General features: G+C 57.4%; 24 protein-coding genes and 1 tRNA gene. 8 read left to right on the top strand and 17 right to left on the bottom strand.

The annotated features are described in order from the left end of the window. Positions 1 to 27: 27 nt before the first annotated feature. On the top strand, positions 28 to 891 hold the full coding sequence (locus F0155_RS01260) for a tetratricopeptide repeat protein (RefSeq protein WP_150522656.1): 864 nt from the start codon (positions 28 to 30) through the stop codon (positions 889 to 891). A 6-nt stretch (positions 892 to 897) separates the two neighbouring features. On the opposite strand, the gene F0155_RS01265 is transcribed toward F0155_RS01260, so the two are convergent. The 8 genes from F0155_RS01265 to F0155_RS01300 form a co-directional block, all read right to left on the bottom strand. Continuing rightward, positions 898 to 1,569 carry a pseudouridine synthase gene (locus F0155_RS01265; protein ID WP_192913730.1) on the bottom strand — a complete coding sequence of 224 codons (672 nt, stop codon included), beginning with the start codon at positions 1,567 to 1,569 and terminating at the stop codon, positions 898 to 900. 81 nt (positions 1,570 to 1,650) lie between these two features. Beyond that, complete coding sequence (locus tag F0155_RS01270; protein ID WP_150522657.1) at positions 1,651 to 3,045, bottom strand: NAD(P)(+) transhydrogenase (Re/Si-specific) subunit beta; 1,395 nt, start codon at positions 3,043 to 3,045, stop codon at positions 1,651 to 1,653. Positions 3,046 to 3,055: 10 nt separating this feature from the next. Further along, positions 3,056 to 3,529 (bottom strand): proton-translocating transhydrogenase family protein, encoded by a 474-nt coding sequence (locus F0155_RS23760; RefSeq protein WP_150522658.1) that lies wholly within the window; start codon positions 3,527 to 3,529, stop codon positions 3,056 to 3,058. 13 nt (positions 3,530 to 3,542) lie between these two features. Then, the gene (locus F0155_RS01280) at positions 3,543 to 4,682 is read right to left on the bottom strand and encodes a Re/Si-specific NAD(P)(+) transhydrogenase subunit alpha (protein ID WP_150522659.1); all 1,140 of its coding nucleotides are present in this window, start codon (positions 4,680 to 4,682) and stop codon (positions 3,543 to 3,545) included. A gap of 61 nt (positions 4,683 to 4,743) precedes the next feature. Further along, positions 4,744 to 5,025 carry an aa3-type cytochrome c oxidase subunit IV gene (locus F0155_RS01285; protein WP_150522660.1) on the bottom strand — a complete coding sequence of 94 codons (282 nt, stop codon included), beginning with the start codon at positions 5,023 to 5,025 and terminating at the stop codon, positions 4,744 to 4,746. Positions 5,026 to 5,135: 110 nt separating this feature from the next. After that, the gene (locus F0155_RS01290; RefSeq protein WP_150522661.1) at positions 5,136 to 6,509 is read right to left on the bottom strand and encodes an ABC1 kinase family protein; all 1,374 of its coding nucleotides are present in this window, start codon (positions 6,507 to 6,509) and stop codon (positions 5,136 to 5,138) included. 104 nt (positions 6,510 to 6,613) lie between these two features. After that, positions 6,614 to 7,498, bottom strand: a complete 885-nt coding sequence (locus F0155_RS01295; RefSeq protein ID WP_150522662.1) for a heme-dependent oxidative N-demethylase family protein — start codon at positions 7,496 to 7,498, stop codon at positions 6,614 to 6,616. Between the two features lie 10 nt (positions 7,499 to 7,508). Continuing rightward, on the bottom strand, positions 7,509 to 9,335 hold the full coding sequence (locus F0155_RS01300) for a M3 family oligoendopeptidase (protein WP_208999071.1): 1,827 nt from the start codon (positions 9,333 to 9,335) through the stop codon (positions 7,509 to 7,511). A gap of 204 nt (positions 9,336 to 9,539) precedes the next feature. On the opposite strand from F0155_RS01300, the gene F0155_RS01305 reads away from it, so the two are divergent. Together F0155_RS01305 and mepK are read left to right on the top strand one after the other, a co-directional pair. Beyond that, a complete protein-coding gene (locus tag F0155_RS01305) occupies positions 9,540 to 11,117 on the top strand; it encodes a sigma-54-dependent transcriptional regulator (protein WP_150522663.1) in 1,578 nt (525 codons plus the stop codon). A 255-nt stretch (positions 11,118 to 11,372) separates the two neighbouring features. Then, on the top strand, positions 11,373 to 13,172 hold the full coding sequence (gene mepK / locus F0155_RS01310; protein ID WP_244303444.1) for a peptidoglycan L,D-endopeptidase MepK: 1,800 nt from the start codon (positions 11,373 to 11,375) through the stop codon (positions 13,170 to 13,172). 94 nt (positions 13,173 to 13,266) lie between these two features. Here mepK and F0155_RS01315 read toward each other — a convergent pair whose 3' ends face one another. From F0155_RS01315 to F0155_RS01325, 3 genes are all read right to left on the bottom strand, one after another. Beyond that, positions 13,267 to 13,527 carry a DUF2312 domain-containing protein gene (locus F0155_RS01315; RefSeq protein ID WP_150522665.1) on the bottom strand — a complete coding sequence of 87 codons (261 nt, stop codon included), beginning with the start codon at positions 13,525 to 13,527 and terminating at the stop codon, positions 13,267 to 13,269. 113 nt (positions 13,528 to 13,640) lie between these two features. Further along, positions 13,641 to 13,937, bottom strand: a complete 297-nt coding sequence (locus tag F0155_RS01320) for a DUF1244 domain-containing protein (RefSeq protein ID WP_150522666.1) — start codon at positions 13,935 to 13,937, stop codon at positions 13,641 to 13,643. Positions 13,938 to 13,989: 52 nt separating this feature from the next. Continuing rightward, complete coding sequence (locus tag F0155_RS01325; RefSeq protein WP_150522667.1) at positions 13,990 to 14,787, bottom strand: N-formylglutamate amidohydrolase; 798 nt, start codon at positions 14,785 to 14,787, stop codon at positions 13,990 to 13,992. Between the two features lie 433 nt (positions 14,788 to 15,220). On the opposite strand from F0155_RS01325, the gene F0155_RS01330 reads away from it, so the two are divergent. Both F0155_RS01330 and pyk read left to right on the top strand, forming a co-directional pair. Further along, positions 15,221 to 15,637: a DUF1036 domain-containing protein gene (locus F0155_RS01330; RefSeq protein WP_244303449.1), complete on the top strand. Its 417-nt coding sequence runs from the start codon at positions 15,221 to 15,223 to the stop codon at positions 15,635 to 15,637. Further along, on the top strand, positions 15,634 to 17,070 hold the full coding sequence (gene pyk, locus F0155_RS01335; protein ID WP_150522669.1) for a pyruvate kinase: 1,437 nt from the start codon (positions 15,634 to 15,636) through the stop codon (positions 17,068 to 17,070). Before F0155_RS01330 ends, pyk begins: the two co-directional genes overlap by 4 nt. A gap of 91 nt (positions 17,071 to 17,161) precedes the next feature. On the opposite strand, the gene F0155_RS01340 is transcribed toward pyk, so the two are convergent. The 4 genes from F0155_RS01340 to cpdR all read right to left on the bottom strand — a co-directional run bounded on the left by F0155_RS01340 (position 17,162) and on the right by cpdR (position 18,767). Further along, positions 17,162 to 17,800, bottom strand: a complete 639-nt coding sequence (locus F0155_RS01340) for a tetratricopeptide repeat protein (protein WP_208999072.1) — start codon at positions 17,798 to 17,800, stop codon at positions 17,162 to 17,164. 110 nt (positions 17,801 to 17,910) lie between these two features. Further along, the gene (gene ykgO, locus F0155_RS01345) at positions 17,911 to 18,036 is read right to left on the bottom strand and encodes a type B 50S ribosomal protein L36 (RefSeq protein ID WP_008551489.1); all 126 of its coding nucleotides are present in this window, start codon (positions 18,034 to 18,036) and stop codon (positions 17,911 to 17,913) included. A gap of 161 nt (positions 18,037 to 18,197) precedes the next feature. Then, positions 18,198 to 18,272, bottom strand: a tRNA-Val gene (locus F0155_RS01350). A 135-nt stretch (positions 18,273 to 18,407) separates the two neighbouring features. Continuing rightward, positions 18,408 to 18,767, bottom strand: coding sequence for a cell cycle two-component system response regulator CpdR (cpdR, locus tag F0155_RS01355; RefSeq protein ID WP_150522671.1), 360 nt, complete (start codon positions 18,765 to 18,767; stop codon positions 18,408 to 18,410). A 221-nt stretch (positions 18,768 to 18,988) separates the two neighbouring features. On the opposite strand from cpdR, the gene F0155_RS01360 reads away from it, so the two are divergent. Both F0155_RS01360 and hisN read left to right on the top strand, forming a co-directional pair. Then, positions 18,989 to 19,876 (top strand): N-formylglutamate amidohydrolase, encoded by an 888-nt coding sequence (locus tag F0155_RS01360; protein ID WP_150522672.1) that lies wholly within the window; start codon positions 18,989 to 18,991, stop codon positions 19,874 to 19,876. A 311-nt stretch (positions 19,877 to 20,187) separates the two neighbouring features. Next, a complete protein-coding gene (gene hisN, locus F0155_RS01365; RefSeq protein WP_150522673.1) occupies positions 20,188 to 20,976 on the top strand; it encodes a histidinol-phosphatase in 789 nt (262 codons plus the stop codon). A 7-nt stretch (positions 20,977 to 20,983) separates the two neighbouring features. Here the strand turns inward: hisN and F0155_RS01370 are convergent, their stop codons facing one another. After that, positions 20,984 to 22,030: an alpha/beta fold hydrolase gene (locus F0155_RS01370; RefSeq protein WP_150522674.1), complete on the bottom strand. Its 1,047-nt coding sequence runs from the start codon at positions 22,028 to 22,030 to the stop codon at positions 20,984 to 20,986. A 107-nt stretch (positions 22,031 to 22,137) separates the two neighbouring features. Further along, entirely contained in the window at positions 22,138 to 22,590 is a 453-nt protein-coding gene (locus tag F0155_RS01375) for a hypothetical protein (protein ID WP_150522675.1), read from the bottom strand. A 271-nt stretch (positions 22,591 to 22,861) separates the two neighbouring features. On the opposite strand from F0155_RS01375, the gene F0155_RS01380 reads away from it, so the two are divergent. Further along, the gene (locus tag F0155_RS01380; RefSeq protein ID WP_150522676.1) at positions 22,862 to 23,317 is read left to right on the top strand and encodes an Hsp20 family protein; all 456 of its coding nucleotides are present in this window, start codon (positions 22,862 to 22,864) and stop codon (positions 23,315 to 23,317) included. Positions 23,318 to 23,367: the final 50 nt, after the last annotated feature.

Genomic DNA, 23,367 nt, shown 5'->3' on the forward strand with positions numbered 1-23,367 from the left:
GCGCAGCCGTTGAGTAGAAAAGTGGTCATGCTTCAGTTCAAGAACACCGTGACATCCGGCACCGCCGCACGCCCAATCCGGTTCGTGGCCCTGCTCCTTGGAGCATTCGTGCTCAGCGCCTGTCAATCCGACGGCCTGTATTCGGATCTTCCAACCGACAGCGCAGTCGGTTCTTCAGCGAATATCAACTCGCTGACGTCGGTCATTGAAGCAAATCCGCAGGATGCCAATGCCTATAACACCCGAGGCATTGCCTACGGTCAGGCAGGCAAGCTGAACCAGGCCATGGAAGACTTCAACACGGCCCTTCAGCTGAACCCGAATTCACATCAGGCCTACACGAACCGCGCCCTTGTGCTGCGTCGTCAGGGCCAGACACAGCCTGCCATTGCAGATTACACGCGCGCGCTGAATATCAAGGCAGACTATCAGCCTGCACTGGTTGGTCGCGGCAACGCATACCGCGAGCTAGGTCAGGATGGTCCGGCGCTGAACGACTTCAACGCAGCAATAGCGCAGAACAGCTCCGATGCGCGGGCTTTCTACAATCGTGGCCTGATCTACCAGACCCAAAACCAGCACATGCGTGCTGTCGAGGATTTTGCGACGGCCATCGGCCTCAATCCGAATGCCGCCGAGCCCTATACGGCGCGTGGCATCAGCTATCTGCAGCTGAATGACCCGAACGCTGCCTTCGCCGACCTTTCCATGGCCGTCAATCTGGACCGCGACTCCTCCGTCGCCTGGGCCAACCGAGGTCTCGCGCTCGAGCTTCTTGGGCAGGAATCTGACGCACGGCGGAACTACACCAAGGCGCTCAATCTGGACAGCTCCAACAAGATGGCCCGCGAAAACCTTGGCCGCCTGAACAAGGGCCAGCGCGCCATCTGATTGCCTTCAAAACGGACTTGGCACAGCAAACGTCACCCGCTCACCATTGGCCGGGTGATGGATGGTCAGGCTTTGCGCATGCAGGCACAGCCTCTCCGAGGCTTCCAGCGCATCTCCACTGGCATAAAAGCGATCCCCGAGGATCGGCAATCCCAATGCCAGCATATGGACGCGCAGCTGATGCGAACGACCTGTCAGCGGATGCAGACGAAGCCGTGTAGACCGGTCACGTCGTTCCAGAACTTCCCAATCGGTGTGAGCCGTCTTGCCATGCTCGAAGCAGACCATTTGCTTTGGCCTGTTTGGCCAATCACACCGCAGCGGCAGCGTGACCGTGCCGCGGTCCGTGACAGGATGGCCAAAGACGTCGGCCACGTAGGTCTTGTCGGTCTTGCGGCGCTCGAACTGCAGTCCCAGATGGCGATGAGCGGCAGGGTTCATGGCCAGCAGGAAAACGCCTGACGTATCCATGTCCAGTCTGTGCACGATCCGCGCCTCGGGAAATTTCTCCTGCGCCCGCCGCTCCACACAGTCCGCGTGTTTTGCGGCCTTTCCCGGAACGCTGAGAAGGCCGCTCGGCTTGTTCAGAACCAGAATGTCATCATCGACATGAAGCACCTCCAGATAGGGCTCCATCGGCGGATCATATACAAAGTAGGCTTGGGCAGGTTCACTCATGCCGGTGCTTATATCCCAGCGCACAAAAAACAAAAGGCGCGAGTTTCCCCGCGCCTTTCGATGAATGGGTCTTGAACCGGATCAGATCGCCTTGACGATTTCCTCGGTCATCTTCTTGGCATCACCGAAGAGCATCATCGTGCCATCCTTGAAGAACAGCTCGTTCTGAATGCCCGCATAACCGGAGGCCATGCCGCGCTTGACGAAAAGAACCGTACCAGCCTTGTCCACGTCGAGGATCGGCATGCCATAGATCGGCGATTGCGGATCATCACGTGCAGCCGGGTTGGTCACATCGTTCGCCCCGATCACATAGACCACGTCGGCCTGCGCAAATTCGGAGTTGATGTCTTCCAGCTCGAACACTTCATCATAGGGCACATTGGCTTCAGCAAGAAGCACGTTCATGTGGCCCGGCATACGACCGGCAACCGGGTGGATAGCGTATTTCACTTCCACGCCTTCTTCCTTCAGCGTGTCCGCCAGCTCGCGAAGGGCGTGCTGAGCCTGAGCAACCGCCATGCCGTAGCCCGGCACGATGATCACCTTGGACGCGTTCTTCATGATGAAGGCCGCATCATCGGCAGCACCCTGCTTGACCGGACGCTCTTCGCCTCCATCACCACCGGAAACAGCGGTTTCACCGCCAAAGCCGCCGAGGATAACGGAGATAAAGGAGCGGTTCATGCCCTTACACATGATGTAGGACAGGATCGCGCCCGAAGAGCCGACAAGTGCACCGGTGATGATCAGCGCCATGTTGGACAGGGTGAACCCGATACCGGCTGCCGCCCAACCCGAATAGGAGTTGAGCATGGAGACCACCACCGGCATGTCCGCGCCGCCGATCGGGATGATGATCAGGACACCAAAGACGAGAGCAGCCAGAACCACCAGCCAGAACACGAAGGTGCTCTCGGTATTGACCAGAGCGATGGTCAGAACCACAACCGCAATTGCAAGACCGATATTGATGACGTGGCGCCCCGGCAACATGATCGGCTTGCCCGACATGCGTCCATCCAGCTTCAGGAAGGCGATGATCGACCCGGTAAAGGTGATCGCACCGATGGCCGCGCCAATCGCGGCTTCCACCATCGCAGAGGTATGAATATTCCCCGGTTCCCCAATGCCAAACGCTGCCGGAGCATAAAGCGCAGATGCAGCCACAAACACGGCGGCGAGGCCGACCAGAGAGTGGAATGCTGCCACGAGCTGCGGCATTGCCGTCATGGCAATACGCTTCGCGATGACTGCACCAACACCGCCACCGATACCAATACCCACGAGAAGCAGGACACCGGAACCGAAGGATACACCGGATGCAAACAGGGTGGTCACAACAGCAATGGCCATACCGACCATGCCATAGGTATTCCCCTTGCGCGAGGATTCCGGGCTGGACAGGCCGCGAAGGGCCATGATGAACAGAACCGCGGAAACGAGGTAGAGAAGAGCTGTTACGTTAGCTGACATGTCGGCCTCCTTACCGCTGCTTCTTCTTGTACATGGCCAACATCCGGCTGGTTACGAGGAACCCGCCAAAGATGTTTACGCTGGCCAGTACCAGAGCGAGGAAACCAAAGACGCGAGCCATGACAGCACCGTCGCCGGAGGTGAGATCGACACCGACGGCCAGAAGCGCGCCAACAACAATCACCGAGGAGATCGCGTTGGTCACAGCCATCAGCGGCGTGTGAAGGGCAGGTGTAACCGACCAGACAACGTAATAGCCGACGAAGATCGCCATCACGAAGACCGAGAACAGGAACACGAAGGGTTCGATCAAGCCACCTGAACCGGCGGCATGGGCGGCAATATCGACAGCGCCAGCAGCAAGCTGGTCGACATAGCCCTGCGCGGCGTTGGCAGCTTCCAAAGCCGTATCTGCTGCATCCCGGGCAGCTGCCGCAGCAGCTTCTGCCCGTTCAAGCGCATCGGCCTGAGACAATTCGCTCATTAACTCCCCCCCCTTAACTCGACGCTTCGGCAAAGGCGGGATGAACCACCTTGCCATCACGGGTGAGGACAGTTGCCGTCACCAGTTCATCTTCCCAATTGGGCTTCAAGACCTTGGCTTCCTTGTCGACCATGGTCTCAAGGAACGCGAAAAGGTTCTTGGCGTAGAGCGCCGAGGCAGACGCCCCGACCCGGCCGGCCATGTTCAGATGACCGACGATCTTCACACCGCCAACCATGGCCACCTTGCCCGGCTTTGCACCGTCAACGTTGCCACCACGTTCCACAGCCAGATCCACCAGAACAGATCCCGGCTTCATGCTGGCAACCATTTCCTTGGACACCAGCTTGGGAGCCGGACGTCCCGGGATCAGGGCGGTGGTGATGACAATGTCCTGCTTGGTGATGTGGGAAGCGACCAGTTCAGCCTGCTTCTTCTGATACTCTTCCGACATCTGCTTGGCATAGCCACCAGCGGTTTCTGCCTGCTTGAACTCTTCATCCTCGACAGCGACGAATTTCGCGCCGAGTGATTCGACTTGTTCCTTGGCAGCTGGACGAACGTCAGTCGCGGTGACCACTGCGCCGAGACGACGAGCTGTCGCGATAGCCTGAAGGCCGGCAACACCGGCGCCCATGACGAAGACACGTGCTGCCGGAACCGTACCGGCGGCCGTCATCATCATCGGCATGGCGCGGTCATATTCGGCCGCGCCTTCGATGACCGCCTGATAACCGGCGAGGTTTGCCTGGGAGGAAAGAACGTCCATGACCTGCGCGCGGGTAATGCGCGGCATGAATTCCATGGCAAATGCTGTGACACCGGCTTTCGCCATCGCCTTCACATCGTCTTCATTGCCATGCGGGTCCATGGTTGCGATGACCAAAGCGCCCTTCTTGATTGCCTTGAGCTCGTCCGCATTCGGGCGGCGAACCTTCAGCACAACATCGGCATCAGCCAGCGTTGCAGCGGCATCGGCAGCAATGGTCGCTCCGGCAGCTTCAAAATCGGCATCCGGAATCCGTGAATTGGTTCCCGCACCCTTTTCAACACTGACAGTCGCACCCAGAGCGATCAATTTCTTGACCGTATCGGGTGTCGCGGCCACACGCGTCTCGACCGCCTCGCTCTCGCGCGGCACAGCAATTTTCATGAAAACCCTCCCAAGAAAACAGGCGCTCCAATCCTTGACCGAAGCGCCTGTCAAATGATCGTCAGACGGTTACGATCGAAATCAGAGCCGTCAGAACAAAGATGACGGTTGGCGGGATCCAACCAGATGCGCCCAGCGCCATGCCGATGCCGGTAGCAACGAGCGTACCGATCAGCATCAGCCAGCCAAAGAAGAAGGCTGCAGAGCCGCCAAAGGCGAAAAGGACAAGGCACAGGACAATATTCAGGCAGGCAACGACACCGATCTTGGTGAAGTTGATAAAGCCCTCATAAGTGCGCTCATGCTCGGCGTAATCCATCGCCGGTGCAGTTTCGTTAGACATAGAGTCCCCCGATAGAAAAAGTCATCAGTTGCCCTCTTTACAATAAAGATATTGTGCAGGGCAATGTCTCCAAAGGGGTGTATTGGCCACCTTGGCCTTAAGGACCAGCGTCAAATTGACGTACCAGCCCCCGGAACGCCTGATTTCTCAAGAACTTCCCTCTGTCGAACAGACACGACCGTAAGGTCAAATTTCTCGATTTGTTCATTGAAAAGACGGTAAAAATTCAATTCTGCTCGCAGGTGCAAAAACACGCCACCCAAACCGATGGCCGCACGATCCATGAACACGAACTCCTGCGGCACGGTAAGCGGACCCAGTTTTTTCAACGCAGAATGCACCTTGAAGGCCTCCCCGCGCCCGTATTCCGCCGGGCTGACCCCGTCTGCGATCGAGCGAACGCGATCTGTCAGCAGCGGACCGTAGATGAATTTGGCCCAGATATTGAGGACATCGATGACTTCCCGCTTCAGATTCTTGAAGCCCCAACGCTCATAGGCCGAAATGATTCGCTCTTCATCCTCTTCCAAAAGCCCCATGTAGAGATCAACCACACCTTGCACGAAAGCCGGGGGGAAGATCCGGATGCAGCCATAGTCCAGCAGGTTGATGCCGTGCGGAGCATTCTCCTCGCCGAAAACCGTATAATTTCCCAGATGAGGGTCGCCGTGGATCACGCCAAAGTGGCTGAAAGGATGCCACCACGCATGGAACATGCTCGCCGCCAGAAGGTTTCGCTCCTCCAGCGAGTGGTCCTTGAAGTCCAGCAGAGGACGCCCATGCAACCAGCCCATCGTCAAAAGACGCTGCGATGACAGGTCCCCGACGACATCCGGCACCCGAATGCGCGGTTCATTGGCAAAGATGGAACGATAAGCGGCCATATGCGCCGCTTCGCGCTCATAATCGAGTTCCTCGCGCACACGCGCGCTGATCTCCTTGGCGATTTCACGGGTGTCAATGGCAGGCTGCATGCGCCGATGAACGGAAAATAGCATCTGCAGCTGCTGAAGATCGGCTTCAACGGCGGACGCCATGTCTGGATACTGCAGCTTGCAGGCAAGCACTCTGCCGTCCTTGGCAACTGCCCTGTGAACCTGCCCTAGCGAGGCGGCAGCCGACGGTTCCTTGTCGAAGCTCTCGAAACGGGTTTGCCAATCCGGCCCGAGTTCTGCCCGCATCCGCCGTTTGACAAAAGCCCAGCCCATCGGAGGCGCATTTGCCTGCAGTTTGGCAAGCTCGGCCGTATATTCCGGCGGCAGCGCGTCAGGAATGGTCGAAAGCAATTGCGCAACCTTCATGAGCGGGCCTTTCAACCCTCCCAAGGCAGCGGCAAGTTCAGCCGCATTCTTTTCGTTGTCGAGGTCAAGTCCGAACAGTCGGGCACCCGCCATCTTGGCTGCTATGCCCCCCACATTGGTTCCCACCCGCGCATATCGACCAACCCGTGCAGTCAGTCGATTGCTTTCCCGATCTCGCGCCATTCAAAACACCATTCTTGTCAGGCCAGTAGGAACCGGCCAATCAGCAGTATTGGAAACAACACCTGCCAGCGTACCCGATTGAAATAGAACCCCGGGGCGACAATTCAATCTGTCAGCCGTTCCAGCATGGCCGCCAGCGTAGACCGGTGCGCCGTCAGCCCCTTGTAGGCCAATTGCTGAGCATCCAGAGCCAAGAGTTGATCCCGCAACCCTCCAGCCAACTGAACCCGGTCCGGATGGCGCCTGAGGCAATCGATCGGGTCATGGTGGACCTTGATCGTGAAGAGTATATCGCCAGAGACAGGCAATCGTCGCAGCGTTTGCCGCTCCACGCGAACAAACAGACGAGCGAGGGCCCGCATCTGGTCACTCCCTACATCAGGTGCGATTTGCCGGGGCTCGGGATGGTGCAGCTTGGGATCGTCATAGATGGACCAGTTATAGCGACAGACCAGTTGACCGATCTTCAGGTTATCGAAAAGCCGGGCAACAACAGCCCCCATCCGACCGTCATTGAACCCGGGAACACTTTCGTGGATCTCGGCCATGGAGCGGGAGTACTTTTCCGCAAGTGACCAGGAAGACGGAAAGCACAGGCAGGCGGCAGCAAGGCGATATCCATCTGCGCCCTTGCGCATGAGCACCAGATCTTCCTGAACGATCCGGGCCGTAGCTTCCAACGGCGCAAAAAGATCCAGGGGAACAGTCAGGCCAGCCACCTCAACTGTCGCTCCAGACAGTTGATACTTCGGAGCCCCCCGCGATGCGAGGTGAGACAGAACCAGATCAAGAACTTCCCTTTGGGCCGCCAAGGTCTCCTCTTCGGCGCGAAACACCCTGTCATGACGCTCTGCAAGCAGGCGTTTCTTTTCCAGAAGCTGCTTTTCCAGCCTGTCGTCCACCTCCAACCAGTCTTCATCCGCAATCGGCTTCAGGCCGACGGAAAAAGGCTGGCTTGAACCATCATAGGGCGTGTGCAGGAGCGCCATGAGCAATCCACTAGCCGTCCAGCGTTTCAAGCTCGTCGATAATCCGCTCGATCACAGAAAGACCTTTCTTCCAGAACGAAGGATCACTCGCATTCAGGCCAAAAGGTGCAAGCAGCTCGGAATGGTGCTTTGTCCCTCCAGCCCGCAGCAGATCGAAATATTTGTCCTGGAAGCCGGTTTCGGCATCTTCGTAGACGGCATAGAGCGAATTCACCAGACAGTCACCGAATGCATAGGCATAGACGTAGAACGGTGAATGAATGAAATGCGGGATATAGGTCCAGAAAGTCTCATACCCTTCGTTCAGGCGGATCGCCGGCCCAAGGCTTTCTCCCTGAACGGACATCCAGAGTTCGCCGATCTGTTCGGATGTCAGCTCCCCCTTCTTGCGCTCTTCATGAAGTTTCCGCTCGAAGGAATAAAACGCAATCTGCCGCACGACCGTATTGATCATGTCCTCGGCCTTTGACGCCAGAAGGATCTTGCGCATCTCCGGCGTATCCGCCTTCTGCAGCAACGCCTGAAACGTCAACATTTCCCCGAACACGCTGGCCGTTTCGGCAAGGGTGAGCGGCGTTGGCGCCATGAGCGGACCGTTCTCGGCAGCCAGCACCTGATGCACACCATGCCCCAGCTCATGCGCAAGCGTCATCACATCGCGGGTCTTGCCCTGATAGTTGAGCAGGACATAAGGATGAGCGCTGGGAACTGTCGGGTGTGCAAAAGCTCCCGGAGCCTTGCCCGGCCGTGCCGGTGCATCGATCCAGTTTCGATCGAAAAACCGGCCTGCAATCTCGGCCATTTCACCGGAAAATCCGCCATAGGCATCCAGAACCATAGCTTTCGCATCAAGCCAGGGGATCACGCGATTGTCCGACTTGGGCAGCGGCGCGTTGCGATCCCAAACATTGAGCTGGTCAAAACCAAGCCACTTGGCTTTCAGTTTGTAATAGCGATGGGACAGACGCGGATAGGCTTCGCGCACTGCCGAGACCAGCGCATCGACCACATCGCGCTCAACCCGGTTGGCGAGATGGCGGCTGTCGGCAATGTCCTCAAATCCGCGCCAACGGTCGGAGATTTCCTTGTCCTTGGCCAACGTGTTCGTGATGAGCGCAAAGGTACGAAGGTTTTCACCAAAAGTCTTTGTAAGCGCATGGAATGCTGCTTCACGATGAGGTTGATCCGGGCTCTGCAGCTGATTGAGGGTGGGCTCCAGCGTCATCGTCTCGCCGGACACGTCAAAAGATAGGCCCGCCATTGTCTCGTCAAAAAGACGGTTCCATGCACCCCGCCCTGTAACCGACTTCTCGTGGAAGAGTTGCTCCACACGATCTTCGAGCTGGAAGGGCTTGTCCTTCCTCAGATCGTCGATCCAGGGGCGATAGTGAGCCAGACCCTCATGTTTCAGGGCCTCATCAAGCACCGCATCATCGATCTGGTTGAATTCCAGAGTAAAGAACAACAGGTGTGTGCTGGCCGCAGTTATGCGCTCCTGCACATCACCATAGAATTTCTGCACCTTCGGATCTGTGGTCGCACCGGAATAAACGAGGCCTGCATAGGAAATCAGCTTGCCCAGCCCGTCTTCCAGCGCCTCATAGGCGCGGATGGCCGTCACGAGGCCGTCGACATTGTTCGCCGCAAGATCCGCAAGTCGCCCCTTGTACGCACTTTCGAAGGTCTGCGCCTTTTCCCCGGCACCGCGCAGGTCGTCTTCCACTTCCGGTGACTCCATCGCCGGATAGAGATCGGTCAGATCCCATGTCGGCAGGTCTCCCATGGCGGCTGCCTTTGATTGGGCGTCTGCAGCACGGGCGGTTTGCGGAAAAGGCATGCAATGATCTCCACGACAATCGAAATAAGCCTAATCCCTAGCATGAAGTGCGGCAGATTGGTGAGGGGTCAATCCACACTAAATCCACGGCATTTCCGTCAGGGTCATTTTTTGGGCTCAAGCAGGAAGATTTATTTACCAGTCTACGACCAGAATGGTCCGAATTGACACACATTTTCAAAAAACCGGAAGACAGGGACACCCATGCAGGCAACACACGGCAAGATTCTCATCGTCGACGATGACCCGATTCAACGCCGCCTGTTGCAGGAAGCCGTTCACAAGTCAGGTTACAAAAGCCGAACAGCGGAAAATGGCGTCGAGGCAATCTCCATCATGATGGGCCCCGACGGATCGGACATCGATCTCATTATCCTCGACATGGTGATGCCCGAGCTGGATGGACTTGGTGTGCTCGCTAAACTGCGGTCGGAAAAAATTTCAACACCGGTCATCGTTCAGACGGCCCATGGCGGCATCGATGTTGTCGTCAACGCCATGAACGCCGGGGCGCAGGATTTCGCTGTGAAGCCGATCTCGCCCGAGCGACTGAATGTTTCGATCCGCAATCTCCTGAAGACTTCTGCACTTGAAGGCGAGATCACCAGATTCCGCAAGCAGGCTTCGGGCACCCTCACCTTCGATGACATCATCACCCACTCTCCTGCCATGGAGAGAGTGATCAGCCTGGGTCGCCGAGCAGCCTCCTCGCAAATCCCGATCCTGATCGAGGGAGAAAGCGGTGTCGGCAAGGAGCTGATCGCAAGCGCCATTCAGGGCTCGGGCGATCGCAAGTCCAAACCCATGATCACGGTGAACTGCGGCGCTATCCCGGAAAATCTCGTGGAATCGATCCTGTTCGGTCATGAGAAAGGTGCCTTTACCGGCGCGAACGACAAGCATGTCGGCAAATTCCAGGAAGCAAACGGCGGCACACTTTTCCTTGATGAGGTGGGAGAACTTCCACAGGACGTTCAGGTCAAGCTTCTCAGGGCCATTCAGGAAAACGAAATCGACCCCATCGGAGCAAAACGGCCGGTGAAGGTCGATTTTCGCCTGATTTCGGCAACCAACCGCCGACTGATCGAGGAAGTAAAGGACGGAGCGTTTCGCGAGGACCTTTACTATCGCCTGAATGTCTTCCCGATCTGGATCCCCCCGCTGCGTGATCGCCGCGAGGACATCCCGGCGCTGACCCGTCATTTCCTGGCGCGGTTCTCTGCCGAGGAAGGCAAACCGCAGGTTGCCGGTGTCGCAGCAGATACGCTCGACCTACTCCAGTCCTATCACTGGCCGGGGAACATACGGCAGCTGGAAAATGCGGTGTTCAGGGCCGTTGTCCTTTGCGATGGTGCTCAGCTGACGATTGACGATTTCCCGCAAGTATCCGCAGCAGTCGAGCAACCGCACTATGTGCGGCAGCCTCGCCTGCCCGAAGCCGTAGCACCGGAGCCTGCGCGCCAGAACCCGGCACCAGCGCCGGTGCAATCACACATGCAAGCAGGCGCAGCGCTGGCCCAGCCCCAAAGACAGGAGCCTGATGCAGGCGGGGCATCCGCCTTCGGCTCACGGGCTCCTTTCGGCTTCATGAGAAGCCTTGATGATGAGGGGCATGTCCGCAACCTTGCAAATGTCGAAGAAGAACTCATCCGCGCTGCCATCGATCACTATTCCGGACGCATGACGGAAGTGGCTAAACGACTCGGAATCGGACGCTCGACGCTGTACCGCAAATTGAAGGAATACGGGCTGGATGAAAGTGATGAAGGCGAAGCCGCTTAACCCTATCTGCGGGTAACACCATCATCCACCTTGCACCAAACCGTGCATAACGCTAATTTTCCGGAAATTCTGTGGAAGCGTTGCAATTCTGCCACGATCTTCTCGCATCTACAATCAAGGTAAAGGCTTCTTAACCACCACCGGTTTAAGATGATGTCCTGCTGGGGATTTTTTGGGACGTGGCCCGAGGGCCTTTCACTACGGCGAGTCAGATTATTGCGTAAACGATCGGGTGCATATGGTGCCGTATCTGGCGTGCAACGTATTACGGCTATTGCTGTAATATGTTCGGCATTCCTGTTCGGCACGTTTCAGGGCGCTGCAGAGGCAGAGACGCGGACCCTGAAGCTGTACAACAACCATACCAAGGAAAGCGTCTCCATCACGTTCAAGAAGAACGGACGATACGTTCCGTCTGCCTTGCGAGATGCAAACCATTTCCTGCGCGACTGGCGCCGGAACGAAGCGACCAAGATTGACCCGCGCCTCCTGGACCTCGTTTGGGAAGTCTATCAGGAAGTGGGGGCCAGCAAGCCGATCCACGTTGTTTCCAGTTACCGCTCTCCGGCAACGAACAATATGCTTCGCAGCCGCTCCAAGGGCGTTGCGAAGAACAGCCAGCACACGCTCGGCAAGGCGATGGACTTCTTCATTCCCGGCGTAAACCTTTCAAAGCTGCGGCAAACCGGCATGCGCAAGCAGGTTGGTGGCGTCGGTTATTATCCGAAGTCCGGATCACCCTTCGTTCACATGGACACCGGCAACGTACGCCATTGGCCGAAGATGACCCGCCAGCAATTGGCGCAAGTGTTCCCGGACGGCAAGACACTTCACGTACCCTCCGACGGCAAGCCGCTTTCCGGCTATAAGCTGGCATTGGCAGATGCCAAGTCAGGCCGCCTGGCAAAGCTGAACAACGGCCGCTCCTCACGCCCGACCATTGTTGCCTCAAACGACGCACCAGCACCGCGGACAACGGGGCAGAGCCTCTCCAGCGGCGATGTCGTACGCCCGAGCGCAGCCCCCCGCAGTCAATCTGGCGGTGGTGGCAGTCTGCTGGCCTCCCTGTTCACCAACGACGATGCCAGCCCGCAGGACCGGCCGACGCCTCCAGGCGCTATTGCGGCACGAACAGTCAACGCAACGCCAGCCGCCTCCGCTCCTTCGCCGGTTCTTCAGGCCCCGCCGATACCGTTGGCTAAAGTCGGGGACGAACCTACTCCTGCGCCCGAGGCTCTCCCGGCACCGGAACAACAGCCCGCGCCGGAAGTACAGGACATTGTTGTTCTGGCGAAGATTGCACCGGCACCGAAGCCGAGAAACTTCACGGCTCCCGGCATTCAGGTCGCAAGCGCCCAGCCTCCGGCACCCGGCACGCTTGACGCTCAGCGTGTGGCCCTTGAAACCGGTGCGCCGAATCCGGCGGCACCGCCACCGTCACCTGCTCGGTTTGAAGTTGCAGCAATCGTTCCCAACCAAAAGCCGCAATCGGAACTCATCACCGCCAGCCTGAACGCAGCAGTGAAACAGAAGCAGATTGCAGCGGGCATTCCGATCCCGCCGGCCTCTCCGGTTGATGATGCGGTTTCTGCAATAGCTGCTGCCACAAGTACAGGACCCGCTCCGACACCGGCCCTTCGCCCGGCAACGACGCTTGCCTATGCTTCTGCATCGGCGACACCGGTCGCACTTCGGGCAAGTCTTGAATCAAAGGCCATTGCCCACGCGCCGCAAAAGCCGGTTGCCCAGCGCAAGGCCCAACCGCAGCAGTCGGTCTCCGGTCGCATCCCGAAGGACCAGATCCAGGATCCGCTGGCTGGCTTTGCAGGACTGCCTGACAAGAGCGAACCGAAGCTGCTGTCCGGTGAAGGCACCATGCGCCGCGCGCTCTTTGCCTCTCTGCACCATCCGAACCAGCGCAAGATGAAAAACTTCTTTGCGCCGACCAATCGGTTCGTAACCGGCGGTTTCAGTGCAAGCCCATACGGCTCTCTCAGAACCGATCGGTTTGATGGTCCGGCAGTGATCGTGCTCCCCGTGACTTACACGCGGTAAAAGCTTCACAGAACAAAAACAAGAAAAGGGCGGCTCTGGAGCCGCCCTTTTTCGTATTCAAAACCACTGCCGCCAAAGGCGGCAGGCATCAGCCTCAGTTGCCCGAACCTGCCATCATGCCCAGTGCCTGAAGGTAGAGATCGAGAACAGCTTCTTCTTCCTCACGCTCATGCGGCTGCTTCTTGCGAAGAGAAACCACCTTGCGCAGGATCTTCACGTCAAAACCGTTACCCTTGGCTTCGGCATAAACGTCCTTGATGTCATCGGAGATGACTTTCTTTTCTTCTTCGAGGCGCTCGATGCGCTCGACAAATGCGCGAAGCTGATCGCCAGCTACTCCGCCCGGATCGGACATGCATATTCTCCTTGTTGGTCTGTCTTTTCGGAAAGGCAGTACACACCTGCCTCACCGAATCAAAGCGAGGGCATTATGGAGCCCGTTGATAGATCGACTTTCCTGACAGCCGCTTAATGAGACGGCTTGTTCAGTTCAAAAGCGGCCTTTTGTTCGTCACTTGCCTCAAGCTGGTGTTTCGCCTTCCACTCGTCATACGGCATGCCGTAAACCATTTCACGGGCAGCAGCCTTGTCGAGTTCAACACCCTTTGCTTCGGCAGCATCCAGATACCAGTTTGACAGGCAGTTCCGGCAAAATCCGGCGAGGTTCATCATGTCTATGTTCTGAACATCGGTCCGCTCGCGCAGATGGCTGACAAGCCGACGGAATGCGGCAGCTTCCAGTTCTGTTTTGGTCTGGTCGTCCACTTTCAATTCTCTTTCTGGCACTGGCCTCGCAGCAACCGAACGCAAAATCAGGTCAGTCGCACCGAGACGGGAAATGACGGATTTCGCGGCATTCTGCCCGCTCGGCGAGCCCAGTCAAGATCGGTTCAAGACGATCCGCCCATTCCACAATCCCGGCTTCATGCCCAATCAGGTCCTGCCGCACTTCCAACAGGGCATGAGCAAGGCCACGCGACGTACAATGTCTGTACATCGTGTCATTCTTGAGAGCGCCGTCATAAGGTTCATTATCGGCAACGACAAGATCTCCGCGCTCCTGCAGACCGTCCAGAAACGGGAATATCGCTCTTGGGTCCGAATCCCACAGCACTGTTCCATGCCAGGGCCGCGGGACACCCCGCCAGACCGGGGTGAAGCTATGGATGGAAATGATAACAGGTGGCGGCGCAACTTCCAGCATCGCATCAAGCGTGCGGTCAATCGCATCATGATACGGGCGGTGATAGTGCTCGATCCGGTGGCGTCGCTCATCCGCATCCACCTTGGCATTTCCCGGCACAACCGCACCGTCAGAAAGGCGCATGATGATTGTCGGATCGTCTTCCCCGCGGTTGGGGTCGATAAACAGGCGAGAATAGGTCGTCAGAAGCGCCGGCACCCCCAGGCGCTCTGCCAAGAGATGTGTCAGTGCCCTTGTCCCGATATCATAACCGATATGGCGCTCGAACTGTTCTTTCGGCACGCCCAGATCCCCGTAACCGGGTGGAACCGTGTTGCTGGCATGATCGCAAAGCAGCAACAGGCCCCGATCCAGATTTCCATCCAGCGCTTCATAGGGAGCGAAGGGTTCTGATGATAGGTGTGACGACATGATCGATGGGTGGCCCGCAGATTGGATTGCGGGTTCCATATCCGCCAATGTTGGCACGGGGCAAGGTAAATTTCATCTTTGTCGCCTAAGAGTGCCTTACCCGACAGGCGGTCACTCAACCAGGAAAATGTCGCCCAAGTATTTTCCACCAATGGTTATGCAGCCAAAAGAGTTTCCCCGCCTTCATACGGCCTCAATCATGGGGGTTAAAGCATAAGGAGCCAACATTTCTTGTTCCTGCACTTCACGCCCCGAATTTCCCACGCTTCTGTCAACGGGTTTTGCCATGGGAACGTTGACAATAGCCAGGTAGACGCGCAAAAAGCTAGAGTCTACAAAGCCGCAAGACGAATGATCAGCGATGCTTGAAACCACAAAACGACGTCAAGTCGTCTCCCGTCGCAAGTCGGGTAAAATGTCTAAAGCGCTCGCAATGATGGGCCTTGCAATGGTGGCCCTGGCTGCCGGCAGCAATTCGGCATGGGCAGATCTCAGACTGTGCAACAAGACCGAAAGCAAGGTTGGTGTTGCCATAGGTTACAAGGACAAGGAAGGCTGGGTCACCGAAGGCTGGTGGAACATCGGGTCCAACAGCTGCGAGACACTGTTTCCCGGCGCCCTTGTGTCACGTTACTATTACATTTACGCAGTTGACTACGATCAGCTTGGTGAGTGGGGCGGGCGGGCCTTCATGTGCACGCGCGACAAGGAATTCACCATTCGCGGTATCGAGGACTGTGTCGCTCGCGGCTATGAGCGAACCGGATTTTTTGAAATAGACACGGGAGAACAAAGCAGCTGGACTGTCCAGCTGACGGAACCCGTGCAACAGGGGACAGGTGGGCGATGAGGCGTAACCGACGAGTCAAGATTCTTGCAACGCTCGGCCCCTCCTCCTCAGAACAAGACATCATCGAAAACCTGTGGCGTGCTGGTGCGGATGTATTTCGTATCAACATGAGCCACACGGATCATGATCGTCTGGCAATGCTGGTTAACCGCATTCGTTCTGTCGAGGAGAAGGTTGGGCGTCCGATTGGCATTCTGGCGGACCTGCAAGGGCCGAAACTGCGCGTTGGCACCTTTGCCGATGGCCCGGTGATGCTGGAGAACGGGGCAACTTTTGTCCTCGACAACGACAAGGCGCCGGGCAACGCAGAGCGCGTGTACCTTCCGCATCCGGAAATCCTGAAAGCTCTTGAGCCGACACATCGCCTGCTTCTGGACGACGGCAAGATCCAGCTTCGGGTGACCGAAGCCAGCGCGACCCGCGCGGTGACCGAAGTCATCGTGGGTGGCAAGCTGTCAGACCGCAAGGGCGTATCGGTTCCCGATTCGGAAATCGCGACGAGCGCGATGACCGAGAAGGATCACCGCGACCTGATTGCAGCCCTCGAGCAGAATGTCGACTGGGTAGCGCTCTCCTTCGTGCAGCGGCCGGACGATATTGCCGAAGTCCGCAAGATCACCCGTGGCCGGGCCGGCGTTCTGGCCAAGATCGAAAAGCCTCAGGCGGTTGGCCGCCTTGACGAGATCATCGAGCTATCCGACGCCATCATGGTGGCCCGCGGTGACCTTGGCGTGGAAATGCCGCTTGAACAGGTTCCTGGCCTGCAAAAGCAAATCACCCGCGCGGCTCGCCGCGCCGGCAAACCGGTTGTCATTGCAACGCAGATGCTGGAATCAATGATTTCCGCTCCGGTGCCGACCCGCGCCGAAGTATCCGACGTTGCGACTGCCGTGTTTGAAGGTGCCGACGCCGTCATGCTTTCGGCAGAATCGGCTGCAGGTTCGTTCCCGATCGAAGCTGTCTCGACGATGGACAAGATTGCTCAGCAGGTCGAGCAGGATCGCAATTACCTGCAGATCATTCACGCCCAGCGGACCGATCCGGAAGCAACCGGTGCCGACGCGATTTCTGCAGCTGCTCGCCAGATCGCCGAAACGCTGAAACTTGCTGGCGTCATCTGCTACACGACCTCGGGTGCCACCGGTCTTCGCGCGTCCCGCGAACGTCCCTCCACGCCGCTTATCGTGCTCTCGCCTGTACTGGCGACCGCCCGCCGTCTTGCCCTTGCATGGGGCCTGCACTGCGTCGTCAGCGAGGATGCGGCAAACGAGGACGATATGGTTGATCGCGCTTGCCACATTGCGCATCAGGAAGGCTTTGCAAAGCCGGGACAGCGCATCATCGTCACCGCAGGTGTTCCTTTCGGCACACCGGGAACAACGAACATGTTGCGCATTGCCTTTGTCGGCAGCGACGGGCGCAGCGCCGTTTGACCATTCAATCGATTAGGTAGAGTGGAAGAAGAAGGGCGGCCCGGAGCCGCCCTTTTTGCTGTGCAAAAATTCGGAATTGGAGAGGCCTTGATCAGGCAGGCTCACCCTCAGCCTTCTCTTCGAGGTCCTTGACCGCTGACTTGGCATTATCAAGCTCGGGATGAATGGCCAACGCTCGCTTGAAAGTCTCCAGCGCAGACGCATCTTTCCCCAGCCGTCGTTGAATGATCGCCAGGCCGGAAAGAGCGCCCCAGTGGCGCGGCTCCAGCGCTAGCGTGCGCTCAATATCCGCGAGAGATTTGCCAAACTGCTCTTGCATGTAGAAGACCGACGCCCGGCGGTTCCAGCCTTCCGCATATTCCGGGCGCAGGCTCACCACAACATCAAGCAGGTCGAGTGCAAGACCGGTGTCATCGGAACGCAAAGCGGTCGCTGCGCGCTCCATAAGAACATCCACGGTATCACTGCCCGACTGAAGCCAGGCGATCTGGATATCGCGGGCAATCTTGTCCGCCTCAGGTTTTGATTTCGCAGAAGCGAGCTTGGAAAAGAGGTCATCAAGCTCGTTGATATCTTCTTCGCCGTCCGACACGACCTTGGCCGTGTCTTCCACGTCCAGATCAGGAAGCGCGTGAAGATCATCAAGAGACGGAGGAGTACTCTCCGGCCCAAGGTCAGGCGTAGGCTGCGCGATAGCCGCGCTGCACCCTGCAACAATAAGGATTTTCAACAAGAACAGCCGCATACCCGTAATTATGAACCACTGGATGCGGCGGTCAACTGGCGAACCGAGCGAAAATCGCGTTGTCCCAAGCCTCGCTCACACAAGGCGGGCCAAAATCAGCCCTGACGAGCCTTGAAGCGCGGGTTCTTCTTGTTGATGATGTAGACGCGGCCCTTACGACGAACCATGCGGTTGTCACGGTGACGGCCCATCAGAGCTTTGAGCGAGTTCTTAATCTTCATGACGCTGTCCCCCGAAAGGGCCTCACTTGCCTAACATAAAAAGAGCGCCACCGGCGCTCAGCTATTTGATCCCCAAGTCCGGCGGCGACAGCTTCCCGTCGCTCAAGCCTGCCCCTTTGGGACCGGTTCAAAGCTTCTCAACCCTACAAGAAGCCAGAAAATGGTGGGCGTGACAGGGATTGAACCTGTGACCCCTTCGATGTCAACGAAGTGCTCTCCCGCTGAGCTACACGCCCGAATTTCTTCGGCCAACGGCGTCTTACCGCCGTGGTGGGGTGCGGTATAACGAGGTTCCGCCGCCCTTGCAAGTCCCCTTTTTACTGATCTGTGAAAGAACTTCACAACCGGGGACAAAAACGGCAGATACCGGCCTATTCGGCCAGCATTTTATCCACTTCGTGCACCAGATCCTTCAGGTGGAACGGCTTCGACAGAACCTTCGCATCCTTGGGCGCATTGGACTCAGGATTGAGGGCTACGGCAGCGAAACCGGTGATGAACATGACCTTCAGATCCGGGTCAAGTTGCGTGGCCCGCCGAGCCAGCTCGATCCCGTCCATTTCCGGCATCACGATGTCGGTCAGGAGCAGCGAGAACGGCTCCTCGCGCAAACGCTCATAGGCGCTCTTGCCGTTGTCAAAGGACACCACGTCATGCCCGGCATTTTCCAGTGCCTTGGCAAGAAAGCGGCGCATATCGTTATCATCTTCCGCAAGAAGAATACGCGGCATTGTGTCAAACCATTATTGTGCAGTGTTGATTGAGGCGAGAGCCCCACGCGGATTTCTCATTTTCCGGTTATAATCGGAACTGGCCGTAAAGATAGGGTGAAACCGCTATCCAGAGGATTCCTTCCGGAATTTGTGGACTGCATGTTAATTCCTTGGCACCATACTTATCCAGTAGGGAACAAAAAACGCCTGAATGAAGATCAACGGACACGCGGGGACACGTGGCACATCCGGATTTCAATAGCTTTCCACCTTTTGAGGTCCTGACGCCCGCAGACCAGCGGCTACCCTTCGTCTTCAACTCGCCTCACTCCGGGCGACAATATCCCAAGAGCTTCCTCAACGCCTCTCGTCTGGACGAGACGTCCATCCGCCGATCAGAAGATGCCCATGTGGACGATCTTTTCAGTGGTGTCGTGACGCTTGGCGCTCCGCTCCTGAGAGCGCATTTTCCGCGCGCCTATCTGGATGTGAACCGCGAACCCTACGAACTCGATCCGAAGATGTTCGACGGTCGGTTACCATCCTATGCGAATGTCCGATCCATAAGGGTGGCCGGCGGGCTTGGAACGGTTGCCCGGATCGTCAGCGAAAACCATGAGATCTACAAGCACCGCCTGCCTGTGTCGGAAGCCCTCCAACGCATCGAGGACATCTACAAGCCGTACCACTCGACGCTGCGTAGGCTACTGGCGCAAACGCATGTAACCTTTGGCTACGCTGTTCTGATCGATTGTCATTCCATGCCATCCACGGTCAAAACCCAATCCGGCGAGGCGCGACCGGACTTTGTTCTGGGTGATCGCTACGGAACGAGCTGTTCGGTTGACCTGATGAACTTTGCCTATGAGACGCTGACCGGACTTGGCTATCGGGTTTGCCGAAACAAACCCTATGCGGGTGGGTTCATCACCGAGCATTACGGGCGTCCGAACAGTGGATTGCACGCGCTGCAGGTCGAGATAAATCGCGGTCTTTATCTGAATGAAGGCGACCAGACGCTCCATTCCGGCTTCAACCGGCTAAGGGACGATCTCGTCCATTTTGCGCGCGAGCTGACAGCAATGCCGGACGCGACACTACCGGCCGGAGCTATCGCAGCGGAATAACACGCTGTTCTGTCGACCACTTTGCACAAAAAAAGAGGCCGCCCAAAAATAGGCGGCCAGAGTCTAGGGAGGAAACGCCCATTGAGGGCGGCGGTACTCGGCCGAAGCCTTTCGCGCTGCAGCAAATGTACATTGCAACGCACAAAGTTCAAGTCCCAAAAAGTACGTAGGGGAAATTTTTCTGATCATGTCTCGAACAAGGTTCGCGAAAGGCATCCCTTTTTTCTTCGAAGAAGCTGCTGAAATCACAATTGAAATATGGCAGAAGACCTCAAGTTCCCTTCTTTGTGCCTGCAGCAGCGAGAACCGACATGACCTCTTCCGATGCCTTTCGCCCCTTTCTGGATGAGCTTGCTGATGCGGCCATCAAGGCAACCATCCCCCACTTTCGCGCTCAAAATGCCGTCGAAAACAAGCTCTCCTCCGGGTTTGATCCTGTCACTGTTGCTGATCGGCAAGCGGAAAAGGACATGCGGGCTCTGATCAATGCACGATTTCCCGACCATGGCATTCTGGGTGAAGAATATGGGCCGGAAAATCTGAACGCCGAAAATGTCTGGGTTCTGGATCCGATCGACGGCACCCGTGCCTTTATCACCGGGCTGCCAACCTGGGGCACGCTCATCGGTCTCACGACGAATGGCAAACCCAGCCTTGGCATGATGGTTCAGCCCTATGTGAACGAGCGCTATGCAGGCGACGGCTCGTCCGCCTGGTACACCGGGCCGCTTGGTGATCGCACGCTGCAAACACGCGCCTGCTCGCAGCTCTCCGACGCGATTTTGTTCACCACCACTCCGGCGCTCTTCACTGCCGAGGAACGGCCTGTCTATGACGCGATAGAGGCAGACGTGAAGCTCGCCCGCTATGGTACCGATTGTTATGGATACTGCATGGTGGCGGCCGGTCTCGCCGACGCCGTCATCGAATCGGGCTTGCAGGCCTATGATATTGTTGCCCTTGTCCCGATCATCGAAGGAGCAGGAGGTGTCGTCACGAGTTGGACGGGCGGCTCACCGGCAAATGGCGGGCGCATTCTTGCAAGCGGCTGTGCAGAGCTCCACGAGATCCTGCTGAAACGCCTGTCAAAGGTAGGTTGATCTTCGATCACCCATCCTTGCCGGGAATAAAGGCGTCGAAGGCTGCAAAGAGCTGGTCCCGATATCTGTCTTTTTCCATCAGGATTTCATGCGCGGCTCCGGGAATCTCCAGATACCCCGCCGCCGCCGTTCGTGAGCAGAAATCCTCAATGGCAGGCGTCGAGACAATGCGGTCATGCCCTGCGGCAACAATCAGGCTAGGCAGTTTCATGGACGGCCCGAATTCCCGGGCATTCAGCTGCGCCATGCAATTGGCCGCAGCCTTGACCCATCCGATGGTCGGCGCTCCGATCCCAAGTTCCGGAGATTGGCGCAAGACCTCGTTGAACCGCTTGAAACGCGCAGGATCGGATGTCTGCAGGTTCGTCTCGAAGCTCACATGGAGCTCGGCCTTGCCCCCTGGAATGAAGGTGCGACCCAGCCCGAGAAGACAAAGCAGCCGAGCCAAAGGAAACGCGAAACGCTCGATCGCCGTCGACGGCGCGCCCATACGCCGTTCAGAATAGTCTTCTTCATGACGACCGAGGCTCAGGACCTTCCGCAAGAAGCGCAAGGGAGCCAGCAATCGCCCTTCATGCCCGCTTCTTGGGAAAGCCAGCAGCGGCGCAGTGATGACAGCCCGGTCAAGCATTGTGCGAAGTCGAGCGGTATCGGACAGAAGAATCGCCCCGCCGGTTGAGTGAGCCAGGGCAAAATGAGGACCGGGATACTCGGCGAGCGAAACCTGTTTGAGGACCGTTCTGAGATCGTCCCGATACTGTCCGAAATCCGAAACGTGTCCTTTTCTCGGATTGCGGGTCAACCTGTCCGATCCACCCTGCCCTCGCCAGTCAAACGTGATCACGGCAAAGCCGCGGCCACGTAGATCCGAAATCACTTCAAAGTATTTTTCGATGAATTCCGCCCGCCCCTGAAGGACGGTCACAGTGCCGTGGCGCACCGGACCAAGAGCCGGCCAATGTGCGTAGCGCAACCTGACACCGTCGGATGCTTTCACATATCCGCAGACCGCATCGGCGGGAATCGGATTGTCGGGATGATCGATCAGCTTCATTCAGGCTTCGCACGAAACTCAGGTGATTCAGTGATATCCCCTGCAGCCTTCCCCCACAAGCGCGTTGGGCGCAATCTGTCTGGCCGATTGCGCCCATCAAGAACCTTTTACCAACGGTAGCTCCATTCGAAGCTGCCGCCCGGGCCGCCGCGACCACCCCCATGGTGGATGGGCTTGCGCCGCAGGATTTCTGCAGTCCGCGCATCAACAACAAGTTTGACCGGATGCCCGCGCCAACCAATGGCATGAACGATATAGGCTCCACGACGGCGATCAACGATATCAATCGCGCGGAAACCCCGATGGCGCAGGCTTCTACGAATCTGCCGCGGGTGCAGGGGACGGGCTTCCGAGCCGCCGTCATGCCAGCCGGGGCGACCCCGGCGATCGCGATAGTCGACATCCTGCGTTGCGGATGCACCCTTCTTGGCAACGGTTACATACGGCGAAGGGCTCAACTGCATCGGCGATGCAGCCTGTACCTGGGTTGCTCCAAGGACTGCGCCGGTGATCAGCAATCCTGCGAAGAGGGAACGGGCGGCTGTCTGCAAATTGGTCATGGCTATTCTCCTTCGGTTCGCTTGCCGTTTCCAAGCGTCAAGAAAAGAATAGGCCTGCCTCCTTGAACCCAACCGGAAGGCATCGTTCATCTGGCGTTCAGCGCATTTTTCCGTCCGCGAAGCACCTCTTGACACGAAAAAAGGGAATACCCATCTCACAAGAGCGGGCGCCGGAATGCCGGGTCCGCATGAGACTTCACCGGCTTTGCCACTTAATTCGGGAAGCTGGTTGAAACACGTCAGATGTTGCTCAAGATGAGGACACGAAACCATGCGTCACTTTGATTTCTCACCCCTTTATCGCTCCACCGTTGGCTTTGACCGCCTATTCTCCATGCTGGATGCGAACACTTCCGACACACAGACCTATCCGCCGTACAACATTGAGCGGACCGGCGAAAATGCCTACCGGATCACAATGGCAGTCGCAGGATTTGCAGAATCCGATCTGAATATCGAGGCGAAGGAACACACGCTCACCATCAAGGGCGAAAAGTCCGAGGACAGCGAAAAGGACCGCGAGATCCTTTATCGCGGCATTGCCTCACGCGCCTTTGAACGCCGCTTCCAGCTCGCGGAATACGTCCGCGTGGAGGGAGCGCACCTGGAAAACGGGTTGCTGCACATTGATCTGGTTCGCGAGCTGCCTGAAACGATGAAGCCGCGCAAGATCGAGATTGGCAACGGGACTGCGTCTCCCAAGCAGATCGACAACAAGCCGCACTAAGCGCTATCCGGCGAAGAATCAGCCATACGGGCTGAGAGCTGGCCGAAATC

It is taken from the genome of Roseibium sediminis (assembly GCF_008711325.1).
Lineage (GTDB): Bacteria > Pseudomonadota > Alphaproteobacteria > Rhizobiales > Stappiaceae > Roseibium > Roseibium sediminis.

Excerpts from the sequence above, each read along its gene's own strand:
- F0155_RS01280 (WP_150522659.1), bottom strand. The coding sequence starts at position 4,682 with ATGAAAATTGCTGTGCCGCGCGAGAGCGAGGCGGTCGAGACGCGTGTG.
- cpdR (WP_150522671.1), bottom strand. The coding sequence starts at position 18,767 with ATGCCGCGTATTCTTCTTGCGGAAGATGATAACGATATGCGCCGCTTT.
- F0155_RS01285 (WP_150522660.1), bottom strand. The coding sequence starts at position 5,025 with ATGTCTAACGAAACTGCACCGGCGATGGATTACGCCGAGCATGAGCGC.
- F0155_RS01315 (WP_150522665.1), bottom strand. The coding sequence starts at position 13,527 with ATGTCCGATCCGGGCGGAGTAGCTGGCGATCAGCTTCGCGCATTTGTC.
- F0155_RS01375 (WP_150522675.1), bottom strand. The coding sequence starts at position 22,590 with ATGACCAATTTGCAGACAGCCGCCCGTTCCCTCTTCGCAGGATTGCTG.
- F0155_RS01380 (WP_150522676.1), top strand. The coding sequence starts at position 22,862 with ATGCGTCACTTTGATTTCTCACCCCTTTATCGCTCCACCGTTGGCTTT.
- F0155_RS23760 (WP_150522658.1), bottom strand. The coding sequence starts at position 3,529 with ATGAGCGAATTGTCTCAGGCCGATGCGCTTGAACGGGCAGAAGCTGCT.
- F0155_RS01330 (WP_244303449.1), top strand. The coding sequence starts at position 15,221 with ATGATGGGCCTTGCAATGGTGGCCCTGGCTGCCGGCAGCAATTCGGCA.
- F0155_RS01260 (WP_150522656.1), top strand. The coding sequence starts at position 28 with ATGCTTCAGTTCAAGAACACCGTGACATCCGGCACCGCCGCACGCCCA.
- ykgO (WP_008551489.1), bottom strand. The coding sequence starts at position 18,036 with ATGAAGATTAAGAACTCGCTCAAAGCTCTGATGGGCCGTCACCGTGAC.
- F0155_RS01270 (WP_150522657.1), bottom strand. The coding sequence starts at position 3,045 with ATGTCAGCTAACGTAACAGCTCTTCTCTACCTCGTTTCCGCGGTTCTG.
- F0155_RS01290 (WP_150522661.1), bottom strand. The coding sequence starts at position 6,509 with ATGGCGCGAGATCGGGAAAGCAATCGACTGACTGCACGGGTTGGTCGA.
- F0155_RS01295 (WP_150522662.1), bottom strand. The coding sequence starts at position 7,498 with ATGGCGCTCCTGCACACGCCCTATGATGGTTCAAGCCAGCCTTTTTCC.
- F0155_RS01300 (WP_208999071.1), bottom strand. The coding sequence starts at position 9,335 with ATGCCTTTTCCGCAAACCGCCCGTGCTGCAGACGCCCAATCAAAGGCA.
- pyk (WP_150522669.1), top strand. The coding sequence starts at position 15,634 with ATGAGGCGTAACCGACGAGTCAAGATTCTTGCAACGCTCGGCCCCTCC.
- hisN (WP_150522673.1), top strand. The coding sequence starts at position 20,188 with ATGACCTCTTCCGATGCCTTTCGCCCCTTTCTGGATGAGCTTGCTGAT.
- F0155_RS01305 (WP_150522663.1), top strand. The coding sequence starts at position 9,540 with ATGCAGGCAACACACGGCAAGATTCTCATCGTCGACGATGACCCGATT.
- F0155_RS01325 (WP_150522667.1), bottom strand. The coding sequence starts at position 14,787 with ATGTCGTCACACCTATCATCAGAACCCTTCGCTCCCTATGAAGCGCTG.
- F0155_RS01265 (WP_192913730.1), bottom strand. The coding sequence starts at position 1,569 with ATGAGTGAACCTGCCCAAGCCTACTTTGTATATGATCCGCCGATGGAG.
- F0155_RS01370 (WP_150522674.1), bottom strand. The coding sequence starts at position 22,030 with ATGAAGCTGATCGATCATCCCGACAATCCGATTCCCGCCGATGCGGTC.